The sequence below is a fragment of the Paraburkholderia sp. RAU6.4a genome, assembly GCF_050435625.1.
GTDB classification, from domain to species: domain Bacteria; phylum Pseudomonadota; class Gammaproteobacteria; order Burkholderiales; family Burkholderiaceae; genus Paraburkholderia; species Paraburkholderia tuberum.
On the sequence record NZ_JBNDKQ010000002.1, the window covers coordinates 3514549 to 3535423 of the forward strand.

Genomic DNA, 20875 nt, shown 5'->3' on the forward strand with positions numbered 1-20875 from the left:
TACCCTTGCGGATATCGCACCGATACGCGCCTCTCGCAGCAGCGTGAAAAAGATTCTCTCGAAGAAACCTGTATTGCACCCCGAGGGATGACCCTCGGGGCGTACCGTTCGATTAGAACGAGTGCTGGATACCTGCGTACACGCCGCTTTGCTGGCGGCCTTGCAGCGGGTTGTCCGTTGCAGCGGCGAAGCCCGCATTGTTCGCGTTCAGACCGAAGTTAGCATTGCGGCTGTTGCGCACCGTCGCTGCCTGCAGGTCGAGCAGCGTGCGCTTCGACAGATTGTACGAACCGCCGATCGTGTAGATCGTCGCATTGCCCGCGCCGTTGTTGCCGTTCACGTGGTAGACCGCCGCGATCAGTGCTGCAGCCGGCGTTGCCTGCCACGTCACACCGCCCCATTCGTGATCGAGCGTGGTCGGCTGACGCGGGCAGAACCCCCGTTGCGCCTGCCGAACGGACTGCCTGGTAAGCAGCCTGAATCTTGAACTGGCCGAGGAACACGTTCAGCAGAGCGGAGTACTCGCGCGATGCCGAAAATACGCCGCCAGCCGCATTGCCCGCGTTGATCACGTCGAGGTGCGGACCGTACAGACCGCCGTTCGCCGGGTTGCGGATTTCGTCGTACAGACCGCGGATCTGGAACAGCGAGCTGGTGTAGGTGACCTGCGCGCCAGCTTCGCGACCTTGCGGCGTCGAGCCGTTACCGTTCCAGCTCGTCGCGTTCGACAGCGCGTACTGACCGTAGAAGTCAAAGCCTGCGATCTTCGGCGACTGGTACGCGAAGTTGTTGCTCGACTGCGGCCAGTTGCGGCCACGCACCAGCGATGCCGACGACCAGTTCGACTGACCGAACGGGTCGAAGTCCCACACGCCGTTCGAGATGAAGAGCATGCGGCCCATCGTGAACGTACCGTACTGGTTGTTCGAAATACCGACCGTTGCCCAGCGATTGAAGAGACCGCCGCCGCCGGGACCTGCGCCCGTCATCGTGTTGAACGAGCCTTCCAACTGGAACAGGATCTTGTTGCCGGCGCCGATGTCCTCGACACCCTTCATGCCCCACAGGCTGGTGCCCCAGTCGCCGCTTTCCGCCTTGAAGCGGTTCGAGCTGGTGTTGGCCGCGCCGTTGGCGTTAGCGCCGGTCGGGACGCCCGACATGTACTCGAGACCAGCATCCAAACGGCCATACAGCGTGACGCTACTCTGAGCGTGTGCAACAACGCCGGCCGACATCAGCGCAGCGACGAGCAAAGCTTTCTTCATCTTCTCCTCCATACCCTGTCAAAAAAGAAACCCAGTACTGCGAGTGGTGTTCGGACGCGATAAGCACCGAACAGAAAGCGGTACCAGGGAGAGTGGCGGGTGGATAGGGATTCTCCTGTCATGACATGTAGCGTCGAGCTATCTTTGCGTCATGCCGATCCCACGCCGACCGGTTCTCCTCTGTGTTTTGAAGTGAAACTACTTTTAATCAACTTTGTTTTGCTACTTTGGTTACCAATTTATCAAAAATAACTTTAACTGGAAGAAGAAATTAGTACCGTCCACGAGGGGTGTCGCCAAATTGCAATACGAATGTGGGCCGGCACCCGAAGCAGTTCCTCGGGAAAAGGCGCAAAGTCTTGTCCGGCAAGGGAATCGCGGCCTGGAAGCGGTCGCATTAAGGATTGCCACTATTGACGAGTCAAAAGTGGCAGTGTAGAGCGAAAACTCGGCCTGAACGGCCCGTTTTGTGGGATTTTCGGCGCTTTTTCGTCGTTCGAATGGCCGGGCGGAAGGGCAGGGTAGAAACGAAAAAGGCGCTCGTAAGCGCCTTGTAAAACTACATGGACTACATTTTCCATGCTATTCGCATCATAAGTCGCGGGTAATTTTATTACTTGAGACTGCCCGACAGGAATTGCTTCAGACGTTCGCTCTTCGTGTTCCTGAACACTTCGTCGGGATGGCCTTCTTCCTCAACGCGGCCCTGGTGCAGAAACATCACGTGGTTCGACACGTTGCGCGCGAAGCCCATTTCGTGCGTGACGACGATCATCGTGCGGCCCTCCTCGGCGAGCTTCTGCATTACCTTCAGCACTTCGCCGACGAGCTCCGGGTCGAGCGCGGAGGTCGGCTCGTCGAACAGCATCACATCGGGGTGCATTGCCAGCGCCCGCGCGATCGCGACACGCTGCTGCTGGCCGCCCGACAGATGCGACGGATACTGCTTCTCGAGACGCGGCGCGAGACCGACCTTCTCCAGATATTCGCGCGCGCGGTCCTCGGCTTCCTTGCGCTTCAGACCGAGCACATGCACCGGCGCCTCGATGATGTTCTCGAGCACGTTCATGTGCGACCACAGGTTGAAGTGCTGGAACACCATCGAAAGCTTGGTGCGCACACGCTGCAACTGCTTCGGGTCCGACACGCGCAACGCGCCGTCCCTGGCGGTCTGCGTGCGCACTTCCTCACCGTCGACGAAAATGCGCCCCGCGTTCGGCTGTTCGAGAAAGTTGATGCAGCGGAGCATCGTGCTCTTGCCCGAACCGGACGAACCGATCACGCTGATCACGTCGCCGGCATTGGCTTTCAGCGACACGCCCTTGAGGACTTCGTTGTCGCCGTACTTTTTGTGAAGCTCGTCGACGAAGAGCTTCTGCTTCTTGGAGTTCATCAGGATCCTTAACGAGCTTGCTTGTCCAGGGACGCGCAGTTACTTGCCTTGCGGCCGCAGGTAAGCGAGCCAGCGACGCTCGGCGCGGCGGAACAGCCACACGAGCGCGAAAGAAATACACAGATACAGCAGCGCGGCGATGCCGAACGCATTGAACGACTGGTACGTCGCGGAGTTCACGTCGCGCGCGATCTTCAGGATATCCGGCACCGTGGCCGTGAACGCGACGGTGGTCGCGTGCAGCATCAGGATCACTTCGTTGCTGTAGTAGGGCAGTGCGCGGCGCAGCGCCGACGGCAGAATCACGCGCCGGTACAGCGTGAACGACGACATGCCGTACGCGCGCGCCGCTTCGATCTCGCCGTAGGGCGTCGCCTTGATCGCGCCCGCGAAGATTTCGGTCGTGTACGCGCAGGTATTCAGCGTGAACGCGAGCAGCGTGCAGTGCATGCCGTCGCGAAAGAACGCGTTGGTCAGCTCGTTGTTGCGGATGATCTCGAGGCTGTAGAGACCCGTGTAGCACAGCAGCAGCTGCACGTAGAGCGGCGTGCCGCGGAAGATATACGTATAGAGCCATACGAGGCCCGCGAGCCATTTCTTCTTCGACACGCGCGCGACCGCGAGCGGCACCGACAGGCAGAAGCCGAGGCCGATCGACACGACCAGCAGCCATAACGTGATCGCGACGCCGGTGAAGCGATAGCCGTCGGTGAACAGATAGTTGCGCCAGTATTGCTGAATGATCTCGATCATAGATCCGCCTTTCGCACGCCGGTCGAGTAACGCTTTTCGAGGTACATCAGCACGAAGTTCGACACGGTGGTGATGACGAGATAGATCGCCCCCGCGAGCAGGGTAAAGAAGAAGAACCGCAAGGTACCCTTGCCGGCGTCCTGCGAGGCCTTGACGACGTCGGCGAGACCGATGATCGACACGAGCGCGGTCGCCTTGACCATCACCTGCCAGTTATTGCCGATGCCCGGAAGCGCGAAGCGCATCATTTGCGGGAACATCACGCGCGAGAACACCTGCCAGCTCGTCATGCCGTAGGCGGCGCCCGCTTCGAGCTGGCCGCGCGGCACCGCGATAAACGCGCCGCGGAACGTCTCGGTGAAGTACGCGCCGTAGATGAAGCCGAGCACCGCGACGCCGGCCACGAACGGGTCGATGTCGATCTGCTCCCAGCCGAGCGCGTCGGTCAGGTTGTTCAGCCAGATCTGGATGCTATAGAACAGCAGCAGCATCAGCACGAGATCGGGCACGCCGCGCACGAGCGTCGTATACACCGTGCCGATGCCGTTCGACAGACGGTTCTTCGACAATTTCGCCGCCGCGCCGAGCAGGCCGAGCACGAACGCGAGCGCGAGCGAGAACACCGCCAGCTTGACGGTTTGCCAGGTGCCGCTGAGAAGCAGCGGGCCGTAGCCTTGAAGGAACATAGGTAGTCCACGACGATGCGCTTCTCGCGCACCGCGAAAGACGCGGCCCGCGTAGCGCCGCGTCGGGGACGAGCGCCTGGCTCGCCGTGATCCGCGGCGCACAGCGTGCCGCTGTGCAAATCATGCTGCAGAAACGTTGGTGCTCCTGCAGCGCGCTTGTGGGACTTTCGTCTCGGATTGTTTTGAATCTACTGCCTGGTGTCGCCACCTTCGTTGCCGCTTTCACCGCCACCGGCACGAGCCGGCTTACTGCGCAGTATCCTGCCTGTTTCGCTCAACGGCCAGGATAAATGTCGAAATCGAAGTACTGCTTTTCGAGCTTCTTGAACGTGCCGTCCTGATGAACCTCGGCGAGCGCCTGATTGAACTTCGCCTTCAGCTCGGCATCGCCCTTGCGCAGACCGATCGCGGTGCCTTCGCCGATCGTCTGCGGATCCTTCACTTCCGGACCGGCCCAGGCGAACCCTTTGCCGCGCGGCGTCTTCAGAAAGCCGGCGTCGGCCTGCACTTCGTCCTGCAGCGCGGCGTCGAGGCGCCCCGACGCGAGATCCGCGTACACCTGGTCCTGATTCTGGTACGACACGACGAGCACGCCCTTCGGCTCCCACCAGGCCTTCGCGTACTGTTCCTGCGTCGAACCCTGCTCGACGCCGACGTGCTTGCCTTTCAGCGATTCAGGGGTGGGCAGAAGCGGCGAACCGGTTTTCGCAATCATGCGGGCGGGCGCGTCGAACATCCTGTCGGAGAAGTCGATCTGCTCGCGGCGCTTGTCGGTGACGCTCAGCGAGGAAATGATCGCGTCGAACTTGCGAGCTTTCAGCGCCGGGATGATGCCATCGAGATCCTGCGCGACCCACACGCACTTCACGTTCATCTTCGCGCACAGCGCGCGGGTCAGATCGGCATCGAAACCGACGATGTCGCCATCAGGCGCCTTCGATTCGAATGGCGGATAACTTGCGTCGACCCCGATGCGCACCGTTTTCCATTCTTTCGCCATCGCGCCGGTGGCCGTGACTGCCAGAGCCACGCACAGTGCGAACTTCTTCATGTTTCTCCTGAATCAAACTGATCGTCGTAATGACACGACTCGACGAGCACCGGCCGAGGGCCGACGGTCGGTATTCTAGGCGGTCAAAATTGACGTGCCGCAGGGATCGTCGCCGCGCTCTGGTCGTCCTTGCGCGGGCGGGTTCGTCCGACGTGGCGCGCCGGTGCGGCGCGTTCGGTGCTTATCGGGCGTGGCTCGCACGGTTTGGTGCCGAGTCGAAGCCCGTCGCACACCGGTTGCGGCCCGCCCGCCGAGGCTTGCCGGCGCGGCCTGCGCGTCCCGCGGGACGTCCACGCGGGTTGAAAAGCGCGGTATTTTACCCGAAGAGCGGCAAGCTGCCAGCGCAGCGCGGCATCGAGCGGCAAGACGCCGTGCAACGCGTTGTGCGTGCGCGACGCCGGCGCGGTTTTGCGGGCGCCGGGCTGCCGGGCGCCGGGCTGCCGGGCGCGGGGCATCCGGGCGCCGGGCTTTCCGCGCGATGGGCTCGCCGGTCGCGCGATTGCATGCAGCGATGGAACGCTGCGGTGCGGTTGCGCACGATTGTTATGGGGGGGCGCAACCCCTACATTCCCAACATCGCTCTGATTGACTACTTACCGGGAGACTTTCCATGATCGAGATTCGCCGCTCCGCAGAACGCGGTCACGCCAACCACGGCTGGCTCGACTCGTATCACAGCTTCTCGTTTGCCGATTACCGCGACCCCGAGCACGTGCACTTCGGGCCGCTGCGCGTGATCAACGAAGACCGCATCGCCGGCGGTCAGGGTTTCGGCGCGCACGGGCATCGCGACATGGAGATCGTCACGTATGTGCTCGAAGGCGCGCTCGCGCATCGCGACAGCATGGGCAATGGCTCGACGATCCGTCCCGGCGACGTGCAGCGCATGAGCGCGGGCACCGGCGTGCAGCATAGCGAGTTCAACGCGTCGCGCGACGAACTCGCGCACTTGCTGCAGATCTGGATCATCCCGCGCCGCGCGGGCGACCAGCCCGGCTACGAGGAAAAGCGCTTCGACGCCGACAGCAAGCGCGGCCGCCTGCGCGTGATCGCGTCGCCCGACGGCCGTGACGGCTCGGTGACGATCCATGCGGACGCGTCGATCTACGCGGGACTGTTCGACGGCGCCGAACACGCGACGTTCGCGCTGCCGGCGGGGCGCCTCGGCTATCTGCACGTCGCGCGCGGCACGCTGAGCGTGAACGGCACGGTGCTCGAGGCGGGCGATGCCGCGAAGCTCAGCGACGTCGACACGGTGACGCTGGAAAAGGGCGACGACGCGGAAGTGCTGCTGTTCGATCTGGGTCAGTTGAACGGCTGATTCAGGCGGTTGATTCGCGCGGGCCGCCGATCGAGCGGCGAGCAGCGCCAAACAGCAACGCCACGGAAAACCTCTTCCGTGGCGTTTTTCTATTAGCGAGGCGCCCTCCCTGGTCCGCCTCGCGAATGCGCCGCTTATTGATTGGCGGCCGGCGCCGACGCGGCGCCCTTGTGATGCTCCCAGCGCTCGCGCATCTTCTCGTGACGCTGCTCCATCCGCGCGAAGCGCTGCTTCAGCGCCGTGCTGACGGTGGTCTTCTGCTGGTCGTTCAGGCCGTTATAGAACTTCAGCCACGCGTCGGTGGTTTGCTGACGCAGTTGCGCGTCCTTCTGCTCGATCTGCTGATGCGTCGCGGCCATCGCGTTCAGATCCAGGATCGGCTGTTGCTGTGCGGCCTTGAACTGATCTTGAACCTGCTTGTGGTTGGCGCGCATCGCTTCGCGGTTCTGCTTCATCGTATCGAGCGCGTTTTGCCACAGCTTTTCCTGATCCGCGTTCAGCTTCAGCCGGTCGTGGAGTTGGGTCAGTTCCTTCATGAAGTGGCCATGCCAGCCGCCGGGCCCGCCGTGCGCCTGCTCGGCGGGTTGGGCGGCGTAAGCGGCGCCAGCGCCGATGGCGAGAGCGGTGGCAGCAACGGCGAGAACGCGCGACATCTTTTTGGTGGACATATGAGGCTCCTTGTAATGGAATAGCCGACGAAGCAACCGGTCTTTGGACTGCCTGCACTCGGTAAGGCACAGCGTAGAGAACCGCGTGCGCCGCTGTGTTACGCGCCCGGACGCCGCTATTACCAGCAATTACGTGTGGCTTTCACCGTAACACCCGGTAACCCTTCAGACCGTTTGGAAAACGAAATCCCTTTTGGCTGCGCGTTAAACTTCATTCCATGGCTACTCAAATCCTGGTCGTCGACGACGACGTCGAACTGCGCGATCTGTTGCGCGACTATCTCGCCCGTCAGGGCATCGAAGTTTCGGTGCTGCACGACGCGGGCTCGCTCGAACGGCGCCTCGAGCGCGAGCGCCCCGACCTCATCGTGCTGGACCTGATGATGCCCGGCGTGGACGGCCTCACCGCGCTGCGCAAGTTGCGTGCGTCGGGCGACGATATCCCCGTCATCATGCTGACCGCGCGTGCGGACGACGTCGATCGTATCGTCGGGCTCGAACTCGGCGCGGACGATTACCTCGGCAAACCGTTCAATCCGCGCGAACTGCTCGCGCGCGTGCAGGCGGTGCTGCGGCGGCGCCGCACGCTGCCGTCGGCGGCCGCGCCCGAGCAGCGCGAGCCGTTCAGCTTCGGCCGCTTCACGCTGGATTTCCAGTCGCGCACGCTGCATCTCGAAGACAAGCCGCTCGCGCTGTCGGGCAGCGAGTTCGCGCTGCTGAAGATTTTCGTCAATCACCCCATGCGCACGCTCACGCGCGAGCGCCTGCTGGAACTGCTGCACGGTCCCGAGTACGACGGCACCGACCGCGGCATCGACGTGCAGGTGTGGCGCCTGCGCCGCATTCTCGAAACCGATCCATCCACGCCGCGCTTCATCCAGACCGTGCGCGGCCGCGGTTACGTGTTCGTGCCGGACGGCGAGCAGCATGCGTCGGCCCATTGATTCGCTGTTCGGGCGGCTCGCGCTGCTCGTCGTCGCGGTGCTGTTGCTGTCGCATTTCGCGTGGTATGCGCTGATGCGACTCGAACGTTCGCAACTGCAAACGCGCTACGCCGTCGAGGAAGCGACCTTCCTCGTCGACGCGGTGCGTCAGCACGTCGCCCGCACACCGGATCAACCGCTGCCGTCGCGTGTGAAGCTGGTCGACCCGGCGAGTCCGGACGTGCCGGCGGCCAGCGCGAACATGCCGCCGCCGCTCGCGCGTTTCGTCGAGGACGTGCGCGACCGCATGCCGGCCGACACCCAGGTGCGCGTCGGTCCACCCGGCGCTCCACCCATGCTATGGGTGCGCGCCGTGACCGATCAGAACTGGATCGTCGTGCCGGTGCAGCCGCTGCGCATGCCGCGCTCGCTCGACCGCACGGTCTTGTGGCTCGTCATCATTTTCTCGTTTGCGGTGATGGCGGCGCTGTTCGCCGCGTGGGCGCTGCAGCGGCCGCTGCGCTTGCTCGCGCAGGCGGTGGCGCGCTTCGGTCGCGGGCTGCCGGTGCCGCCGGTGCCCGAGCGCGGGCCGCGCGAGTTGCGGCAACTCACCCATGGCTTCAATCAGATGGTGCAGGAAGTCGCGCGCACCGAGAACGATCGCGCGGTGATGCTTGCCGGTGTCGCGCATGACCTGAAGACGCCGCTCGCGCGTCTGCGACTGCGCGCCGAAATGATGGACGACGCGAAGACGCGCGACGGCGTCGTGCGCGACGTCGATTCGATGACGCATATCGTCGAGCAGTTCCTGCTGTTCGCGCACGACGGCGCGGACCGCAGCGAACCCGTGGAAGTGGATGCGCAGTGCGAGCGTGTCGTGCGCAGCTATCGGGCGGTGGCCAGCAGTGCGTCGACCGTGCACACGGAACTGAACGCCGGGCCGTCATTTCTGCTGCCGGCGGCCACGCTCGACCGGATTCTGTCGAATCTGATCGACAACGCGCATGCGTATGGCGCGCCGCCGGTGGTCGTCGCGACCGCGCGCACACCGCAGAGCTTTACGCTATCAATTAGCGACAGCGGCACGGGCATCGCCGCCCAGGACCTGATCAACGCGAGCCGGCCGTTCGTGCGGCTCGATCCGGCGCGAGGCGGCAACGGCCATAGCGGGCTGGGCCTTGCGATCGTCGAGCGGCTCGTGCGGCGCGCGGGCGGTGAATGGGAAATCGGCAATCATGGCGGCCGCGGTTTGCGGGTGTTGATGAGTTTTCCGTTCGACGTGCTGCCGCGGGTCGCGACCGCCTCGGAAAACGCCTGGTAGAAGCAGGGGTGTTGGCGTCGCGATGCGCGCGCGAGGCGTCGGCATCGCGAGCGGCGAGAGCTCAGTCCGAAAACAGCGTGTTCAACGCGTTCGCCGTTTCGCTATCGACGGTATTCCACGTCACCGATTCCGCCTCGAAGATATAGTGTGTCGTATATTTGCCGAGGCGCGCGAGTATTTCCTCCTGAATCAGTTCCGGCGCGACCTCCAGTTTCAGATACCACGCGGTCGACGACAGACGCGTCTGGAACGCGCCGTATTCGGCGAGCAGATGGTCGAATGCATCGGCGTCGTGATCGCGACAGACGATCACCAGATTTCCCTTCATGCGAATCTCCCGTTAGTGCGGTAGTGACAATCCGATATCAGGATTGATGATACCTGCTTCGTTGCGGGAGGCTCGGCGTCGTTTTCAGCGCGGGGCAGGGTGTCGGCGTGGGTTGGCTGAGCGGAGAGGGCGATACCGACGCGCGCTGAATCTTTCGGCGAGCGTCAGGCATTCACCAGGCATTCACCGCGGTGCGCGTAGGCGGCGCCGTATCGTCGGGCGGCAGTGCTTCGGTGCGGTCGCGCCCGCCGGTCTTCGCCGCATACAGCGCGGTATCGGCGCGGCTCATGAGACGCTCGGGCAGATCGTCGGGCGACAGTTCGGTGATGCCGATGCTCACGCTCAGCCCCGCCGAGGCCGGCAGCTTCGGCGAGGGCACCGCTTTCAACCGCAGCCGCAGACGCTCGACGACCTCGCGCCCGCCCGTCAGATCGGTGGCCGGCAGCAGCAGGCCGAACTCTTCGCCGCCGAGCCGGCCGACCGCGTCGGAGCCACGCAGCTCGGCGCGACACGTATCGACGAAATGTTCGAGCGCGCGGTCGCCGGCGGCGTGGCCGAAGCGGTCGTTGATCTGCTTGAAGTGGTCGAGATCGGCGATCGCCATGCACAGCGGCTCGCGCCCCGCGTGCGCGCGATCGATCTCGTGGCGTAGCAGGTCGAGGAAATAGCGCCGCGACAGCGCGCCGGTCAACGCATCGTGCCGCGCCTCCGCCGACAGCAGCGTATTGGCCGACTGCAACTGCTCGGCGAGATCGCGTGTCGCGCGATGGTGGCGCCGCTCGCGCACGTAGGACACGGTGATCACCCACGCGAGCGCGACGGTGCCGGCCAGCGTCAGGAACACCAGCAGGTGGTCGCGCTTGTGGTTGCGCAGCAGCTCCGGCCACGCGGCGAGCGGATCGACCAGGTGCGCGGAGAGCCCCGAGTTCAGGCCGCCGCGGTTCTGATAGAGAGCCGGGGCCGGCCGTTCGATCATGCCGAACAGCTGCGCGGCGACCGACGCCGGCACCCACGGCGCCTGCTCACGCACTTGCGTGTCTTCGCGGATCAGCATGTCGGGGAACGTCTCCCGGCGGTAGATGATGCGCCGCTCGGCGGGGCTCATCAGCGTGACGCGCGAGTTCGGCAACGCGTGGCCTTCGAGCGCGCTGTTGTGCGCCATGATGATGACGCCGTTGTCGTCGGACACGAAGGTGCCCGCGTGCGCGACCCAGTGGCGCAACCGCGCGATGCCGACCTTCGCGACCACCGCGCCGACCAGCAGCCCGTCCGCGTACACCGGCGCGGCGATGAAGATGCCCGGCTCGCCGCTCGCGCGACCCACGCCGTAGGCTTCGGAGAATGCGCCGAGCAGCGCGTTGGTCAGATAGCCGCGCGCGCGCATGTCCACGCCGACGAACGATTGCTGCGCACCCTCGGGGTTCGACATCGTGCCGCTCGACGCAACACAGATGCCGTTCGCGTTGACGATCCAGACCTGATCGAGCCCGGAGAAGCCCTGCGCTTCGTGCAGGAACCTGCTGACCCCGGCCATCTTCGGATCCTTGAGCAAGGCGGCTCGCAAAGCGGGTTCCGCCGCCTCGCTGTTCACGGCATAATTCTGCGATTGCACGAGGGCACGCTGCACCACGTCCATTTCGGCCATGGTTGCGGGGATGGCGCGGGACATCGCGAGGTCGCTGGCAATCACTTCAGCCATGTTGTCGACGATCGACGTGGACATTTGCCGCTGCGTGTGCAACGCCGCGTCCAGCTCTTGCTGTACCATCCGGTCCGCGACCATGCCAGCCACGAACCAGCAGACGAGTACGATCAGCACGAAGCTGACCGGCCCGGCTACCTGGCGCAAGGTTGTCCTGTTCATCGACCCTCTGATCCGTCTGGCTGTGACATGCAACTTGCTCGTTCGTGGGCAGCGCGCTCTCAACGCTGTGTCGTTATCTGCATCAGCTGCGGTTTCGTCCCGTCGCGAGCGAGGTGCGCTGCGCCGTCGCCATGCCCGGGATGATCCGCTGATAAACAGGTACGTCGTTTCCCGATTTTAACCGTCGCGGGGCACGATGCCACCGTTATTGCTGGGATGCCGCCTGCATATGCCGCGCCGATCCGATTCTTAACGGCAGCCGCGCCGCTTTCTTGATAGCTGTGCGGGCCAATGAAGCGATCGAGCGACGACGGCCGGGGCGACGCGCCGATGTGGCTTGCGCGCCACGCCGCGAGACGGCCCCGCGACGTGTCACGCTGAAGCACCGGGCAGCAGAGTACAGTGCGGCGCGGCGACGCGTGCCGGGGCTTGCTGAAGCCTTACGCCACGGCCTCGCGAGGCCGTATCGCAATTTGCGGCGAAAGGTTGTGCCTGAAACATAGGATGGTGTAGTGTCGTGCCGTCCAAAACGAGGAAAGCCCGCCAGCCCTCGGGCGGCGCCCGCGGCGACAGGAGTTCGGCGTGATGGTTGTGGTCGTGGGCGACGCGTTCACGAACCTACCCATTGCCGGCCCATGTGTCTCCAACGCTAACGATTTACCACGCACGCGCGTTTTGCCATGCCTGATTTCCGCTTTCCGGACCGACCCATAGACCGCCGCGGAGCAGCCGCGGCCTCCTTCGAGCGTTCGAATGCCTGTTTGAAGAGGGAGGGCATCTGATGGATTTCAGCTTCAACCTGAACCGCACCGCCAATGCGTCGGCATGGCGCGTGTTGCCCAACCGCTGGGACTTCGTCGCGTTCCCGCTGATCATCTGCCTGATCGCGATGGCGTCGATCGGCTTTCACGAGACGCTCGCGCCGATGTCGACGCTAAAGACGCAGGCGATCTCGCTCGATCCGGCCAACCTGCCCGAGTACGCGATGCGCACCACGCTGCGCATGCTCGCGGCGATGGTCGCGTCGCTGATCTTCACGCTGGTCTACGGGACGCTGGCCGCCAAGAGCCGCCGCGCCGGTCTCGTGCTGGTGCCGATTCTCGACATCCTGCAGTCGGTGCCGGTGCTCGGCTACATCTCGTTCACGGTCACGTTCTTCCTCGCGATGTTCCCGGGCCGCGTGCTCGGCGCCGAACTCGCCGCGATCTTCGCGATCTTCACGAGCCAGGCGTGGAACATGACGTTCAGCTTCTATCAGTCGCTGCGCACGGTGCCGCGCGATCTCGACGAAGTCTCGCGCGGCTTTCATCTGACTTCATGGCAGCGCTTCTGGAAACTCGAAGTGCCGTTCTCGATGCCCGGCCTGATCTGGAACATGATGATGTCGATGTCGGGCGGCTGGTTCTTCGTCGTGGCTTCCGAAGCGATCACGGTCGGCAATCATACGGTTACGCTGCCGGGCATCGGCGCCTACCTGGCGCAGGCGATCAGCGACAAGAACCTGCACGCGATCGGCTGGGTCATCCTCGCGATGACGGTCGTGATTCTCGCCTACGACCAGTTGCTGTTCCGTCCGCTCGTCGCGTGGGCCGACAAGTTCCGCATGGAGTTCACGAGTTCGGGCGATGCGCCGGAATCGTGGCTGCTCGACCTGATCCGCCGCACGCGGCTGATTCACCGGTTGCTCGTGCCGCTCGGCTGGATGTTCGCGCGCGCGGCTCGGGTGCGCTTCCAACTGCCGGCGTTCAGCGCGCCGCGCTTTCACATCCCGCAGCGCGAGAAGAACTCGAAGCTCGGCGACTTCATCTGGGCGGCGATCGTGCTGCTCGCCACGGTGTATGTGGTGTACCGCGTGTTCCTGTATGTGCGTACCGGCGTGACGCTCGACGAGATCGGCCACGTGTTCGTGCTGGGCCTGATCACGCTCCTGCGCGTGGTCGTGCTGATCGCGATCGCTTCCGTGATCTGGGTGCCCGTCGGCGTGCTGATTGGCCTGCGCCCCGCGCTCGCGGAAAAGATGCAGCCACTCGCGCAGTTCCTCGCGGCGTTCCCGGCGAATTTGCTGTTCCCGGTGTTCGTGATCGCGATCGTGCGCTTTCACCTGAATCCGGACATCTGGCTGTCGCCGCTGATCGTGCTCGGCACGCAGTGGTATATCCTGTTCAACGTGATTGCAGGTGCAAGCTCGTATCCGAACGACTACCGCGAGGCGGCCAAGAATTTCCACATTCGCGGCTGGCAGTGGTGGCGTCAGGCGATGCTGCCGGGCATTTTTCCGTACTACGTGACCGGTGCGATCACCGCGTCGGGCGGCGCGTGGAACGCGAGCATCGTTGCCGAGTTCGTGCAGTGGGGCGATACCAAGGTCGCCGCGCATGGCCTCGGCGCCTATATCGCGCAGACTACCGCGGCGGGCGACTATCCGAAGATCATCGTGGGCATCGCCGTGATGTCCCTATTCGTGACCCTGTTCAACCGTCTGCTGTGGCGTCCGATGTACGCCTACGCCGAAGGCAAGCTCCGTCTAGATTGAGAAATGAAGGCTTAACGCGATGCAAAATCCTAAAGCTGCTATGACCGCCGCGCCGATCCAGACGCCGCCGAAGCCCCCGCGCCTCGGCGAGGAAATCCTGCGCGTGAAGGACGTGTGCCGCGGCTTCAACAAGACGCAGGGCGAACTGCTCGTCCTCGACGACGCGAATCTGTCGCTGCGCGAGGGCGAGATCGTCGGCCTGCTTGGCCGTTCGGGCTCGGGCAAGTCGACGCTGTTGCGCATCATCGCCGGTCTGATCGAGCCGACCGACGGCGAAGTCACGTACATGGGCAAGCCGCTCGCAGGCCCGGCCAAGGGTGTCGCGATGGTGTTCCAGACCTTCGCGCTGTTTCCGTGGCTGACCGTGCTGCAGAACGTGGAAGCGGGTCTCGAGGCGCAAGGCGTCGGCGCGTCGGAGCGGCGCACGCGCGCGCTCGCCGCGATCGACCTGATCGGCCTCGACGGCTTCGAAAACGCGTATCCGCGCGAGTTGTCGGGCGGCATGCGCCAGCGCGTCGGCTTTGCGCGCGCGCTCGTCGTCGATCCGACGCTGCTGCTGATGGACGAGCCGTTCTCCGCACTCGACGTGCTGACCGCCGAAACGCTGCGTACCGACCTGCTCGATCTGTGGACGCAGGGGCGCATGCCGATCAAGGCGGTGCTGATCGTGACGCACAACATCGAGGAAGCGGTGTTCATGTGTGACCGCATTCTGGTGCTGTCGTCGAACCCGGGCCGCGTGATCGCCGAGATCAAGGTGCCGTTCAAGCATCCGCGCAACCGTCTGGACCCGGCATTCCGCCGCCTCGTCGACGAGATCTACGCGAAGATGACCGCGCGTCAGACCGACGAAAAGACCAAGAAGGGGCTGGAGCTCGGTAGCTGGCTGCCGCACGTGTCGACCAACCTGATGGCCGGTCTGATCGAAACGCTCGCCGCCGCGCCGTATCACGGCCGCGCGGACATGCCGGAAATCGCGCGCTCGCTGCATCTGGAGGTCGACGATCTGTTCCCGATCGCCGAAGTGCTGCAGCACCTCGGTTTCGCCGACGTGCGCGAGGGCGACATTTTCCTGACGCCGCCGGCGCGCGTGTTCTCCGAGTTCGGCACGCAGGAACGGAAGATGATGTTCGCCGAGCATCTGCTGCGGCACGTGCCGCTCGCGGCGCGGATCAAGAAGGTGTTGAACGAGCGGCCCGGACATCGCGCGCCGCGCGTGCGTTTCGAGCAGGAGCTCGAGGACTTCCTGTCGGACAGCGCGGCGGAAGAGACGCTCGACGCGGTCATCAACTGGGGCCGTTACGGCGAGATCTTTTCGTATAACGACCAGACCGAAATCTTCAGTCTGGAAGACGTGGAGTCTTAAGCCTGGGTTGCCGCGGAAACGACTGCGGTTCAGACAAAAAAGCGGCGAGGAAAACCTCGCCGCTTTTTTATTGCAGATTGCCCCAGCGTGCAACTGCCGGCTCGGCCGTCGCCCACTTCCAACCCTTGTCCTGCTGGCACGCGCTCGCCGTGAACCACCTCTCGGGCGCGTTCGGGCCGTCGCCGTCCTGCACCGAGAACACGAAATCCTTGCACAGCGCGAGCGCCGAGCTGAACGCGCGGGTCACGCGCACCTCGCCATGGCCGTTTTCGATCGGCAAGGTGTGCTTGACCGACCACGGTTTCGTTTCGCCGACCGGCATCGTGCCGACCAGTGCCGCCATCAGATCCTGCTGATCCTCGTGCATGCTGCGCATGTAGCGCGCGACCGCTTCGTCGGTCGCGGCCTGCACGGCCACGCCGACGCCGAGCGCGACGGCCGGATTGCTGGTCACGAGGCCTGACGCGATACCCGCCGCCGCGCCGCTCGCCGCGCCGATCGACGCGCAGCCGCTCGCCAGCAGGCTCGCGCCGACGCATAGCGCGCCGGCCGCGATGAGCCGCATCCGATCACCCATCGGAACGCCAAGCGAACGCAATTTCATTGCAGCGCACCCCAGCGCTCGGTGGCGGGTTCGGCCGACGCCCAACGCCAGTCCTTACCATCACGGCAAACCGATGCGATGTAGAACGCGCTGCTCGCGGGCTTGTCGCGCGTTGCGTTTTGATCGACGGAAAAGACGATTTCCTTGCAGTCGAGCTGGCCGGTGCTGATCAGACGGCTGACGGTCACGCGGCCGTGTTCGTCGTCTTCGATTGGGAAAGAGTGGGTGATGCTCCACGGGGCGACCGCGCCGACCTCGAGCGGACCGGCCGCCTGCGCGATGCTGTTCTGCGTATTCGTGTGAACTACGCGCTCCGAGTACTGCACACCGGCGCGCGCGGCGGCGACCGCGCCAAGACCGATACCGGTCGCGACCGCCGCATTGCTGGTGACCTTGTTGGCGACCGCGGCGCCCGCGACACCGGCGCCCGCGACCGCGCCTTCCGTGTACAACGAACTGCAGCCGCTCAATGCCGACGAAACCGCCAGCGCCAGCGCGATCAGCGCTGTTACGTGGGGGCGTTTGCCAGCGACAACGGACTTCGCGTTGACAGCCCACACCATGTTCTTTTGCATTTCTCCCGTCCCTGCCCGTACAGGTGCCTGCGTTCACGCTTCGCGCGTGTAAACGAAGGACACGTCGTTCATTATGCAGCCGCATTGTGCAGGATGCGTTTTGTAATTGGCAGCGAAAAAATGCAAGAAATTGCAAAACATCGTGCGCTGCGATGTTTTCTGTCGCATGGGCGGGCTTACCTGGCTCTGCCAGGTATTGGGGACATCAGGTGAATTTGCCGTCGGCGTGAGACGTTGAGCAGGTGAATTCGGTGCCGCGAAACGCGCGGCGAAAGGATCATGACGAACAGCGCAACAGCTGGCCGCCGCCATCGGCGGACGGCTCGCGTTGCACCGTGCCTATGAGTCGGCTTCGTCTTCCCCGCTTTCGTCGCCGTATGCGCTCAGCCGGTTGTACAGCGTTTTGAGGCTCACGCCGAGCGCTTTGGCCGCGCGTCGCTTGTCGCCGCCGCAGTACTTGAGGGTGCCGAGAATGATCTGCTTCTGCGCGTCGGCGAGCGGCGTGCCGATCCACACGCTCATCGTGTCGCCTTGAGTGACCGCTTTCTTGACTCGCGACGCAAGATGCGGATGCGGCAATTCAACCGTCTTTTCCGCGAGAATGAACGCGCGATAGACGGCGTTCTTCAACTCGCGCACGTTGCCCGGCCACGACCATGAACGCAGCGTTTCGATCGAGCGTTTGCTGAAGCTCTTGTTGGTGCCTTCCTGCTGATTCAATTGCGCGAGGAAGTGTTGCGCGAGCAGCTCGCGATCGTTTTCGCGCTCGCGCAGCGGCGGCGCGCGCAGCGGAAACACCGCGAGCCGGTACATCAGATCCTCGCGCAAGCCGTTTTCCTTGACGGCTACGGCGGGGTCGCGATTGGTCGCGGCGATCACGCGCACGTTGCCGCTGATCAACTCGTTGCCGCCGACGCGATAGAACGTGCCGGTTTCGAGCGCGCGCAGCAGCTTGACCTGGCGCACCGGCGCCATTTCGGTGATTTCGTCCAGAAACAGCGTGCCGCCGTTCGCATGTTCGAAGTAGCCGACGCGGCCCTGGACCGCGCCGGTGAAGCTGCCTTTTTCGTGGCCGAACAGTTCGGCTTCGATCAGCTCATCGGGAATCGCGCCGCAGTTCACGGCGACGAACGCGCCGTCCTTGCGGCCGCTGCGCTCGTGGATGGTGCGGGCGATCAGCTCCTTGCCGGTGCCCGATTCGCCGATGATCAGCGCGGTCGCGTCGGTATCCGCGACGCGTTCGATCTGTTCGTACAGATCGAGCATTACCGGCGACGAGCCGTACAGCAGCCCGTACGATTTCAGTCCCGCGACGGCGTCCGCGACGCGCTGCTTCGCTTGTGGCGAAGCATTGCCACCGGCGGACACGGTGCGCGAGTCCAGATCGATTGACGCCATAAAAAGGGAAGTCCTGTGCAAATGGAGTTCGTGTTGCGGCGCGCAGGCCTTGAATGCGATAGACCGTACAGCCACTATCTCATAAAAGACGATTTAACCACTTCGACACTGATTCCGGCAATCGAACTGGCAGCCGCTGAAATAGCCGTGCGCGCAATCGGTCGAAAGTGCGCGAGATTGGCTTTATCAGCGCGCTGGAGCGGTAAATATACCGGGCACATGCATTGCATCATTGACCGTTTGATCGAGTCGTGCGAGGTTTGACGGCTACGTCGCAGCGCCGCCGGCCAGCGCAAACCGGCAACCCGCATCGTGCGCCCGAAGCCCGAACTGTTGCACCGGTCGACGCACCGATTCCGCGGCAACGCACGAACGCCGAATCAGACGAGGAGTGAACGATGACTGACACCACACAACAACTTGCACTCGGCGGACAGAAGATCGTCGAGGATCTTCGGGTGCTGCTGAGGGACTCGGAGGAAATGCTGCGGCTCGCCGCCAACGTGCCGGGCGAAGGCGTCGGCGCCTTGCGCGACCGGCTCGGCACGCACGTGGAAACGCTGCAATCGACGCTCGGCGATGCGCAACGCAACGTGCATCGCCGATATCGCGGGGCGGCGGTCAGCGCCGAGCACTATGTGCGCCATAACCCGTGGCGCTCGCTCGCGCTCGCGGCGGGCACCGGTTTTTTGCTCGGCGTGCTGGCCGCGCGTTAGACGCGGCGCAGCGAGCGGCGCTCGCATCGGCTCGCCGGAAGGCGCGGCGCACGCTTGGCACGGCTGCATTCATCCGCATCACGATCCAAGGAGTTCATGATGACACGACCCACCATTGGTTTTTTTGGCGCATTGATGGCAATCGGCGGCTTCCTGGCGGTTCGCTACGTGCAACACAAGCGCACGGGCCAGGTCTCACCGGCGCGCGAGCTGAGCCGCTGGGAAAACGAGGGCGGCGCGGTGGCGGCGCCGGCGACTTTGTCGACCGAGCTGGCGCCTGCCTCGCACAGCGCCAACGGCTCGGGGCAGGTCAACGGCGAACCTCGCGCATGGCCATTTCCGCGCGGCTGACGCGGTTCGCTCGAATGCAACGCGGCCTGCCGCCGGCGCCTGGAACGGGATTGTTAAATGAATCTTGTAAAGCCGTATAATAGGTAAATAGACAACAATGACGTGGAAGTTGGCGCGAATTTGGCCGTTATTGTTGCAATTTTTCATCAAATGGTCGGCGGAACGGAACGCAATCGATTCCGCGTCATGCAGCCGACCCGACCCAGCCGCATGCCCATTGGCATGTTCCGCATATTTTCTGACCCACGCTTGCAGGCTTTCGAAACGCGATGCCACATGTACTCATTGTCGATGATGACGCAGGTACCCGCGAGGCACTTTCCGCCGTCATCGGGGAAGACGGGCTGACCACCGCCACCGCGGGCGATCTGCGCGAAGCGCGTATTCAACTGATCCGGCAGATGCCGGACGTCGTTTTCACCGACCTGAAGCTGCCCGACGGCAGCGGGGTCGATCTGTTCGAAGATCTCGATCCGCGCTCCGGCGTCGAAGTGATCGTGATCACTGGCCACGCGACGGTCGAGTCGGCGGTCAGCGCACTGAAAATGGGCGCGGCCGACTACCTCGTGAAGCCGATCAACATGCAGCGCGTGAAGTCGATCCTGTCGCGCCTGCCGCGCGCCGGCGACCTGAAGGCCGAAATCGGCACGCTGCGGGGCGAGTTGCGCCGCATGGGCCGCTTCGGTCTGATGCTCGGCAATTCGCCGGCGATGCAGGAGGTCTACGACCAGATCAGCCGCGTCGCGCCGACGGCGGCCTCGGTGATGCTGGTCGGCGAATCGGGCACCGGCAAGGAAGTTGCCGCGCAGACGCTGCACGAGCTGAGCCTGCGCCGCAAGCACGCGTTCCTCGCGGTCAACTGCGGCGCGATTTCGCCGAATCTGATCGAATCGGAAATGTTCGGCCACGAGCGCGGTTCGTTCACCGGCGCGGACCGGCAGCACAAGGGCTATTTCGAGCGCGCGAACGGCGGCACGCTGTTCCTCGACGAAATCACCGAGATGCCGATCGAGCTGCAGGTAAAGCTGCTGCGCGTGCTCGAGACCGGCATGTTCATGCGCGTCGGCACGACCAAGGAAATCGAAACCGACGTGCGTCTGATCGCGGCCACCAATCGCGATCCCGAGCAGGCGGTGCTCGAAGGCAAGCTGCGGCTCGATCTGTACCACCGGCTGAACGTGTTTCCGATCAGCCTGCCGCCGCTGCGCGATCGCGGCAAGGACGTCGAGCTGCTCGCGCAATCGTTCCTCGATGAGCTCAACGAGCGTCACGGCACGAAGAAGCATTTCCCTGTCGCGGTGAAGGACATGCTGCTGTCGTATCCGTGGCCGGGCAATGTGCGCGAGCTGAAGAACTACGTGCAGCGCGCGCACATCATGTCGAGCGGGGATTCGGATAGCACGGCGACGGTGCCGTTGCAAATCACGCTGTCGAAGCCCGCGGCCGGCACCGCGATCACGATCCCGTTCGGCACCTCTCTCGCGGAAGCCGACCGTCAGCTGATTCTTGCGACGCTCGAGCAATGCGGCGGCGTCAAGACACGCGCCGCGGAAATTCTCGGCATCAGCCTGAAGACGCTTTACAACCGGCTCGTCGAGTACGGCAACGATGCGCGCGACGACGGCGATCCCACCGACGAATCACGCGCACTCGGCGGCGCGGACGCCTGATCCGCGCCTCGTTCGCACGTCATCCGCGTCCCCAGTATCCGCCCGTCCGGGCTTCCGGGCGGGCACCCGAACGGCACAAGCCTTGCTGC

General features: G+C 64.0%; 18 protein-coding genes and 1 pseudogene. 8 read left to right on the forward strand and 11 right to left on the reverse strand.

Translation table 11 applies throughout. The annotated features are described in order from the left end of the window. Positions 1-112: 112 nt before the first annotated feature. The 5 genes and pseudogenes from OKW40_RS21025 to OKW40_RS21045 all read right to left on the reverse strand — a co-directional run bounded on the left by OKW40_RS21025 (position 113) and on the right by OKW40_RS21045 (position 5148). Positions 113-1265 (reverse strand): annotated as a pseudogene (locus OKW40_RS21025) (porin). Positions 1266-1878: 613 nt separating this feature from the next. Further along, entirely contained in the window at positions 1879-2658 is a 780-nt protein-coding gene (locus OKW40_RS21030) for an ABC transporter ATP-binding protein (protein ID WP_184021339.1), read from the reverse strand. 39 nt (positions 2659-2697) lie between these two features. Beyond that, positions 2698-3411: an ABC transporter permease gene (locus tag OKW40_RS21035; protein WP_018419774.1), complete on the reverse strand. Its 714-nt coding sequence runs from the start codon at positions 3409-3411 to the stop codon at positions 2698-2700. Continuing rightward, positions 3408-4097: an ABC transporter permease gene (locus OKW40_RS21040; RefSeq protein ID WP_184007926.1), complete on the reverse strand. Its 690-nt coding sequence runs from the start codon at positions 4095-4097 to the stop codon at positions 3408-3410. Before OKW40_RS21040 ends, OKW40_RS21035 begins: the two co-directional genes overlap by 4 nt. Before the next feature lie 274 nt (positions 4098-4371). Further along, the gene (locus OKW40_RS21045) at positions 4372-5148 is read right to left on the reverse strand and encodes an ABC transporter substrate-binding protein (RefSeq protein WP_429491336.1); all 777 of its coding nucleotides are present in this window, start codon (positions 5146-5148) and stop codon (positions 4372-4374) included. Positions 5149-5758: 610 nt separating this feature from the next. Here OKW40_RS21045 and OKW40_RS21050 point away from each other — a divergent pair. Then, entirely contained in the window at positions 5759-6469 is a 711-nt protein-coding gene (locus OKW40_RS21050; protein WP_018419778.1) for a pirin family protein, read from the forward strand. A 134-nt stretch (positions 6470-6603) separates the two neighbouring features. On the opposite strand, the gene OKW40_RS21055 is transcribed toward OKW40_RS21050, so the two are convergent. Next, positions 6604-7137, reverse strand: a complete 534-nt coding sequence (locus tag OKW40_RS21055) for a periplasmic heavy metal sensor (RefSeq protein ID WP_090803559.1) — start codon at positions 7135-7137, stop codon at positions 6604-6606. Positions 7138-7355: 218 nt separating this feature from the next. Here OKW40_RS21055 and OKW40_RS21060 point away from each other — a divergent pair, with 218 nt between their 5' ends. Together OKW40_RS21060 and OKW40_RS21065 are read left to right on the forward strand one after the other, a co-directional pair. Next, positions 7356-8081, forward strand: a complete 726-nt coding sequence (locus OKW40_RS21060) for a response regulator (protein WP_090803560.1) — start codon at positions 7356-7358, stop codon at positions 8079-8081. Beyond that, positions 8065-9381, forward strand: a complete 1317-nt coding sequence (locus OKW40_RS21065) for an ATP-binding protein (protein WP_184059533.1) — start codon at positions 8065-8067, stop codon at positions 9379-9381. Before OKW40_RS21060 ends, OKW40_RS21065 begins: the two co-directional genes overlap by 17 nt. 61 nt (positions 9382-9442) lie before the next feature. Here OKW40_RS21065 and OKW40_RS21070 read toward each other — a convergent pair whose 3' ends face one another. Together OKW40_RS21070 and OKW40_RS21075 are read right to left on the reverse strand one after the other, a co-directional pair. After that, entirely contained in the window at positions 9443-9709 is a 267-nt protein-coding gene (locus OKW40_RS21070; RefSeq protein ID WP_018419782.1) for a hypothetical protein, read from the reverse strand. Positions 9710-9881: 172 nt separating this feature from the next. Beyond that, entirely contained in the window at positions 9882-11573 is a 1692-nt protein-coding gene (locus OKW40_RS21075) for a sensor domain-containing diguanylate cyclase (RefSeq protein ID WP_429356802.1), read from the reverse strand. Between the two features lie 781 nt (positions 11574-12354). On the opposite strand from OKW40_RS21075, the gene OKW40_RS21080 reads away from it, so the two are divergent. Both OKW40_RS21080 and OKW40_RS21085 read left to right on the forward strand, forming a co-directional pair. Then, the gene (locus OKW40_RS21080) at positions 12355-14106 is read left to right on the forward strand and encodes an ABC transporter permease (protein WP_090803567.1); all 1752 of its coding nucleotides are present in this window, start codon (positions 12355-12357) and stop codon (positions 14104-14106) included. A 19-nt stretch (positions 14107-14125) separates the two neighbouring features. Continuing rightward, positions 14126-15472, forward strand: coding sequence for an AAA-associated domain-containing protein (locus OKW40_RS21085; protein WP_026225663.1), 1347 nt, complete (start codon positions 14126-14128; stop codon positions 15470-15472). A gap of 67 nt (positions 15473-15539) precedes the next feature. On the opposite strand, the gene OKW40_RS21090 is transcribed toward OKW40_RS21085, so the two are convergent. The 3 genes from OKW40_RS21090 to OKW40_RS21100 all read right to left on the reverse strand — a co-directional run bounded on the left by OKW40_RS21090 (position 15540) and on the right by OKW40_RS21100 (position 18049). Next, positions 15540-16076, reverse strand: a complete 537-nt coding sequence (locus OKW40_RS21090) for a hypothetical protein (protein ID WP_429491339.1) — start codon at positions 16074-16076, stop codon at positions 15540-15542. Further along, positions 16073-16651, reverse strand: coding sequence for a hypothetical protein (locus OKW40_RS21095; protein WP_184059527.1), 579 nt, complete (start codon positions 16649-16651; stop codon positions 16073-16075). Before OKW40_RS21095 ends, OKW40_RS21090 begins: the two co-directional genes overlap by 4 nt. A 339-nt stretch (positions 16652-16990) precedes the next feature. Then, on the reverse strand, positions 16991-18049 hold the full coding sequence (locus OKW40_RS21100; protein WP_184059525.1) for a sigma-54 interaction domain-containing protein: 1059 nt from the start codon (positions 18047-18049) through the stop codon (positions 16991-16993). Positions 18050-18447: 398 nt separating this feature from the next. Here OKW40_RS21100 and OKW40_RS21105 point away from each other — a divergent pair, with 398 nt between their 5' ends. The 3 genes from OKW40_RS21105 to OKW40_RS21115 all read left to right on the forward strand — a co-directional run bounded on the left by OKW40_RS21105 (position 18448) and on the right by OKW40_RS21115 (position 20786). Next, entirely contained in the window at positions 18448-18765 is a 318-nt protein-coding gene (locus tag OKW40_RS21105) for a DUF883 family protein (protein ID WP_429356804.1), read from the forward strand. A 99-nt stretch (positions 18766-18864) separates the two neighbouring features. Next, positions 18865-19116, forward strand: a complete 252-nt coding sequence (locus OKW40_RS21110; protein ID WP_018419790.1) for a hypothetical protein — start codon at positions 18865-18867, stop codon at positions 19114-19116. A 269-nt stretch (positions 19117-19385) separates the two neighbouring features. Continuing rightward, the gene (locus tag OKW40_RS21115) at positions 19386-20786 is read left to right on the forward strand and encodes a sigma-54-dependent transcriptional regulator (protein WP_184045722.1); all 1401 of its coding nucleotides are present in this window, start codon (positions 19386-19388) and stop codon (positions 20784-20786) included. The last annotated feature ends 89 nt before the right edge of the window (positions 20787-20875 follow it).

Bases quoted from the DNA above. Each gene is read 5' to 3' on its own strand.
- OKW40_RS21110 (WP_018419790.1), top strand. From the start codon at position 18,865: ATGACACGACCCACCATTGGTTTTTTTGGCGCATTGATGGCAATCGGC.
- OKW40_RS21070 (WP_018419782.1), bottom strand. From the start codon at position 9,709: ATGAAGGGAAATCTGGTGATCGTCTGTCGCGATCACGACGCCGATGCA.
- OKW40_RS21090 (WP_429491339.1), bottom strand. From the start codon at position 16,076: ATGAAATTGCGTTCGCTTGGCGTTCCGATGGGTGATCGGATGCGGCTC.
- OKW40_RS21080 (WP_090803567.1), top strand. From the start codon at position 12,355: ATGGATTTCAGCTTCAACCTGAACCGCACCGCCAATGCGTCGGCATGG.
- OKW40_RS21050 (WP_018419778.1), top strand. From the start codon at position 5,759: ATGATCGAGATTCGCCGCTCCGCAGAACGCGGTCACGCCAACCACGGC.
- OKW40_RS21100 (WP_184059525.1), bottom strand. From the start codon at position 18,049: ATGGCGTCAATCGATCTGGACTCGCGCACCGTGTCCGCCGGTGGCAAT.
- OKW40_RS21065 (WP_184059533.1), top strand. From the start codon at position 8,065: ATGCGTCGGCCCATTGATTCGCTGTTCGGGCGGCTCGCGCTGCTCGTC.
- OKW40_RS21045 (WP_429491336.1), bottom strand. From the start codon at position 5,148: ATGAAGAAGTTCGCACTGTGCGTGGCTCTGGCAGTCACGGCCACCGGC.
- OKW40_RS21105 (WP_429356804.1), top strand. From the start codon at position 18,448: ATGACTGACACCACACAACAACTTGCACTCGGCGGACAGAAGATCGTC.
- OKW40_RS21060 (WP_090803560.1), top strand. From the start codon at position 7,356: ATGGCTACTCAAATCCTGGTCGTCGACGACGACGTCGAACTGCGCGAT.
- OKW40_RS21095 (WP_184059527.1), bottom strand. From the start codon at position 16,651: ATGCAAAAGAACATGGTGTGGGCTGTCAACGCGAAGTCCGTTGTCGCT.
- OKW40_RS21035 (WP_018419774.1), bottom strand. From the start codon at position 3,411: ATGATCGAGATCATTCAGCAATACTGGCGCAACTATCTGTTCACCGAC.
- OKW40_RS21030 (WP_184021339.1), bottom strand. From the start codon at position 2,658: ATGAACTCCAAGAAGCAGAAGCTCTTCGTCGACGAGCTTCACAAAAAG.
- OKW40_RS21075 (WP_429356802.1), bottom strand. From the start codon at position 11,573: ATGAACAGGACAACCTTGCGCCAGGTAGCCGGGCCGGTCAGCTTCGTG.
- OKW40_RS21085 (WP_026225663.1), top strand. From the start codon at position 14,126: ATGCAAAATCCTAAAGCTGCTATGACCGCCGCGCCGATCCAGACGCCG.
- OKW40_RS21115 (WP_184045722.1), top strand. From the start codon at position 19,386: ATGCCACATGTACTCATTGTCGATGATGACGCAGGTACCCGCGAGGCA.
- OKW40_RS21040 (WP_184007926.1), bottom strand. From the start codon at position 4,097: ATGTTCCTTCAAGGCTACGGCCCGCTGCTTCTCAGCGGCACCTGGCAA.
- OKW40_RS21055 (WP_090803559.1), bottom strand. From the start codon at position 7,137: ATGTCCACCAAAAAGATGTCGCGCGTTCTCGCCGTTGCTGCCACCGCT.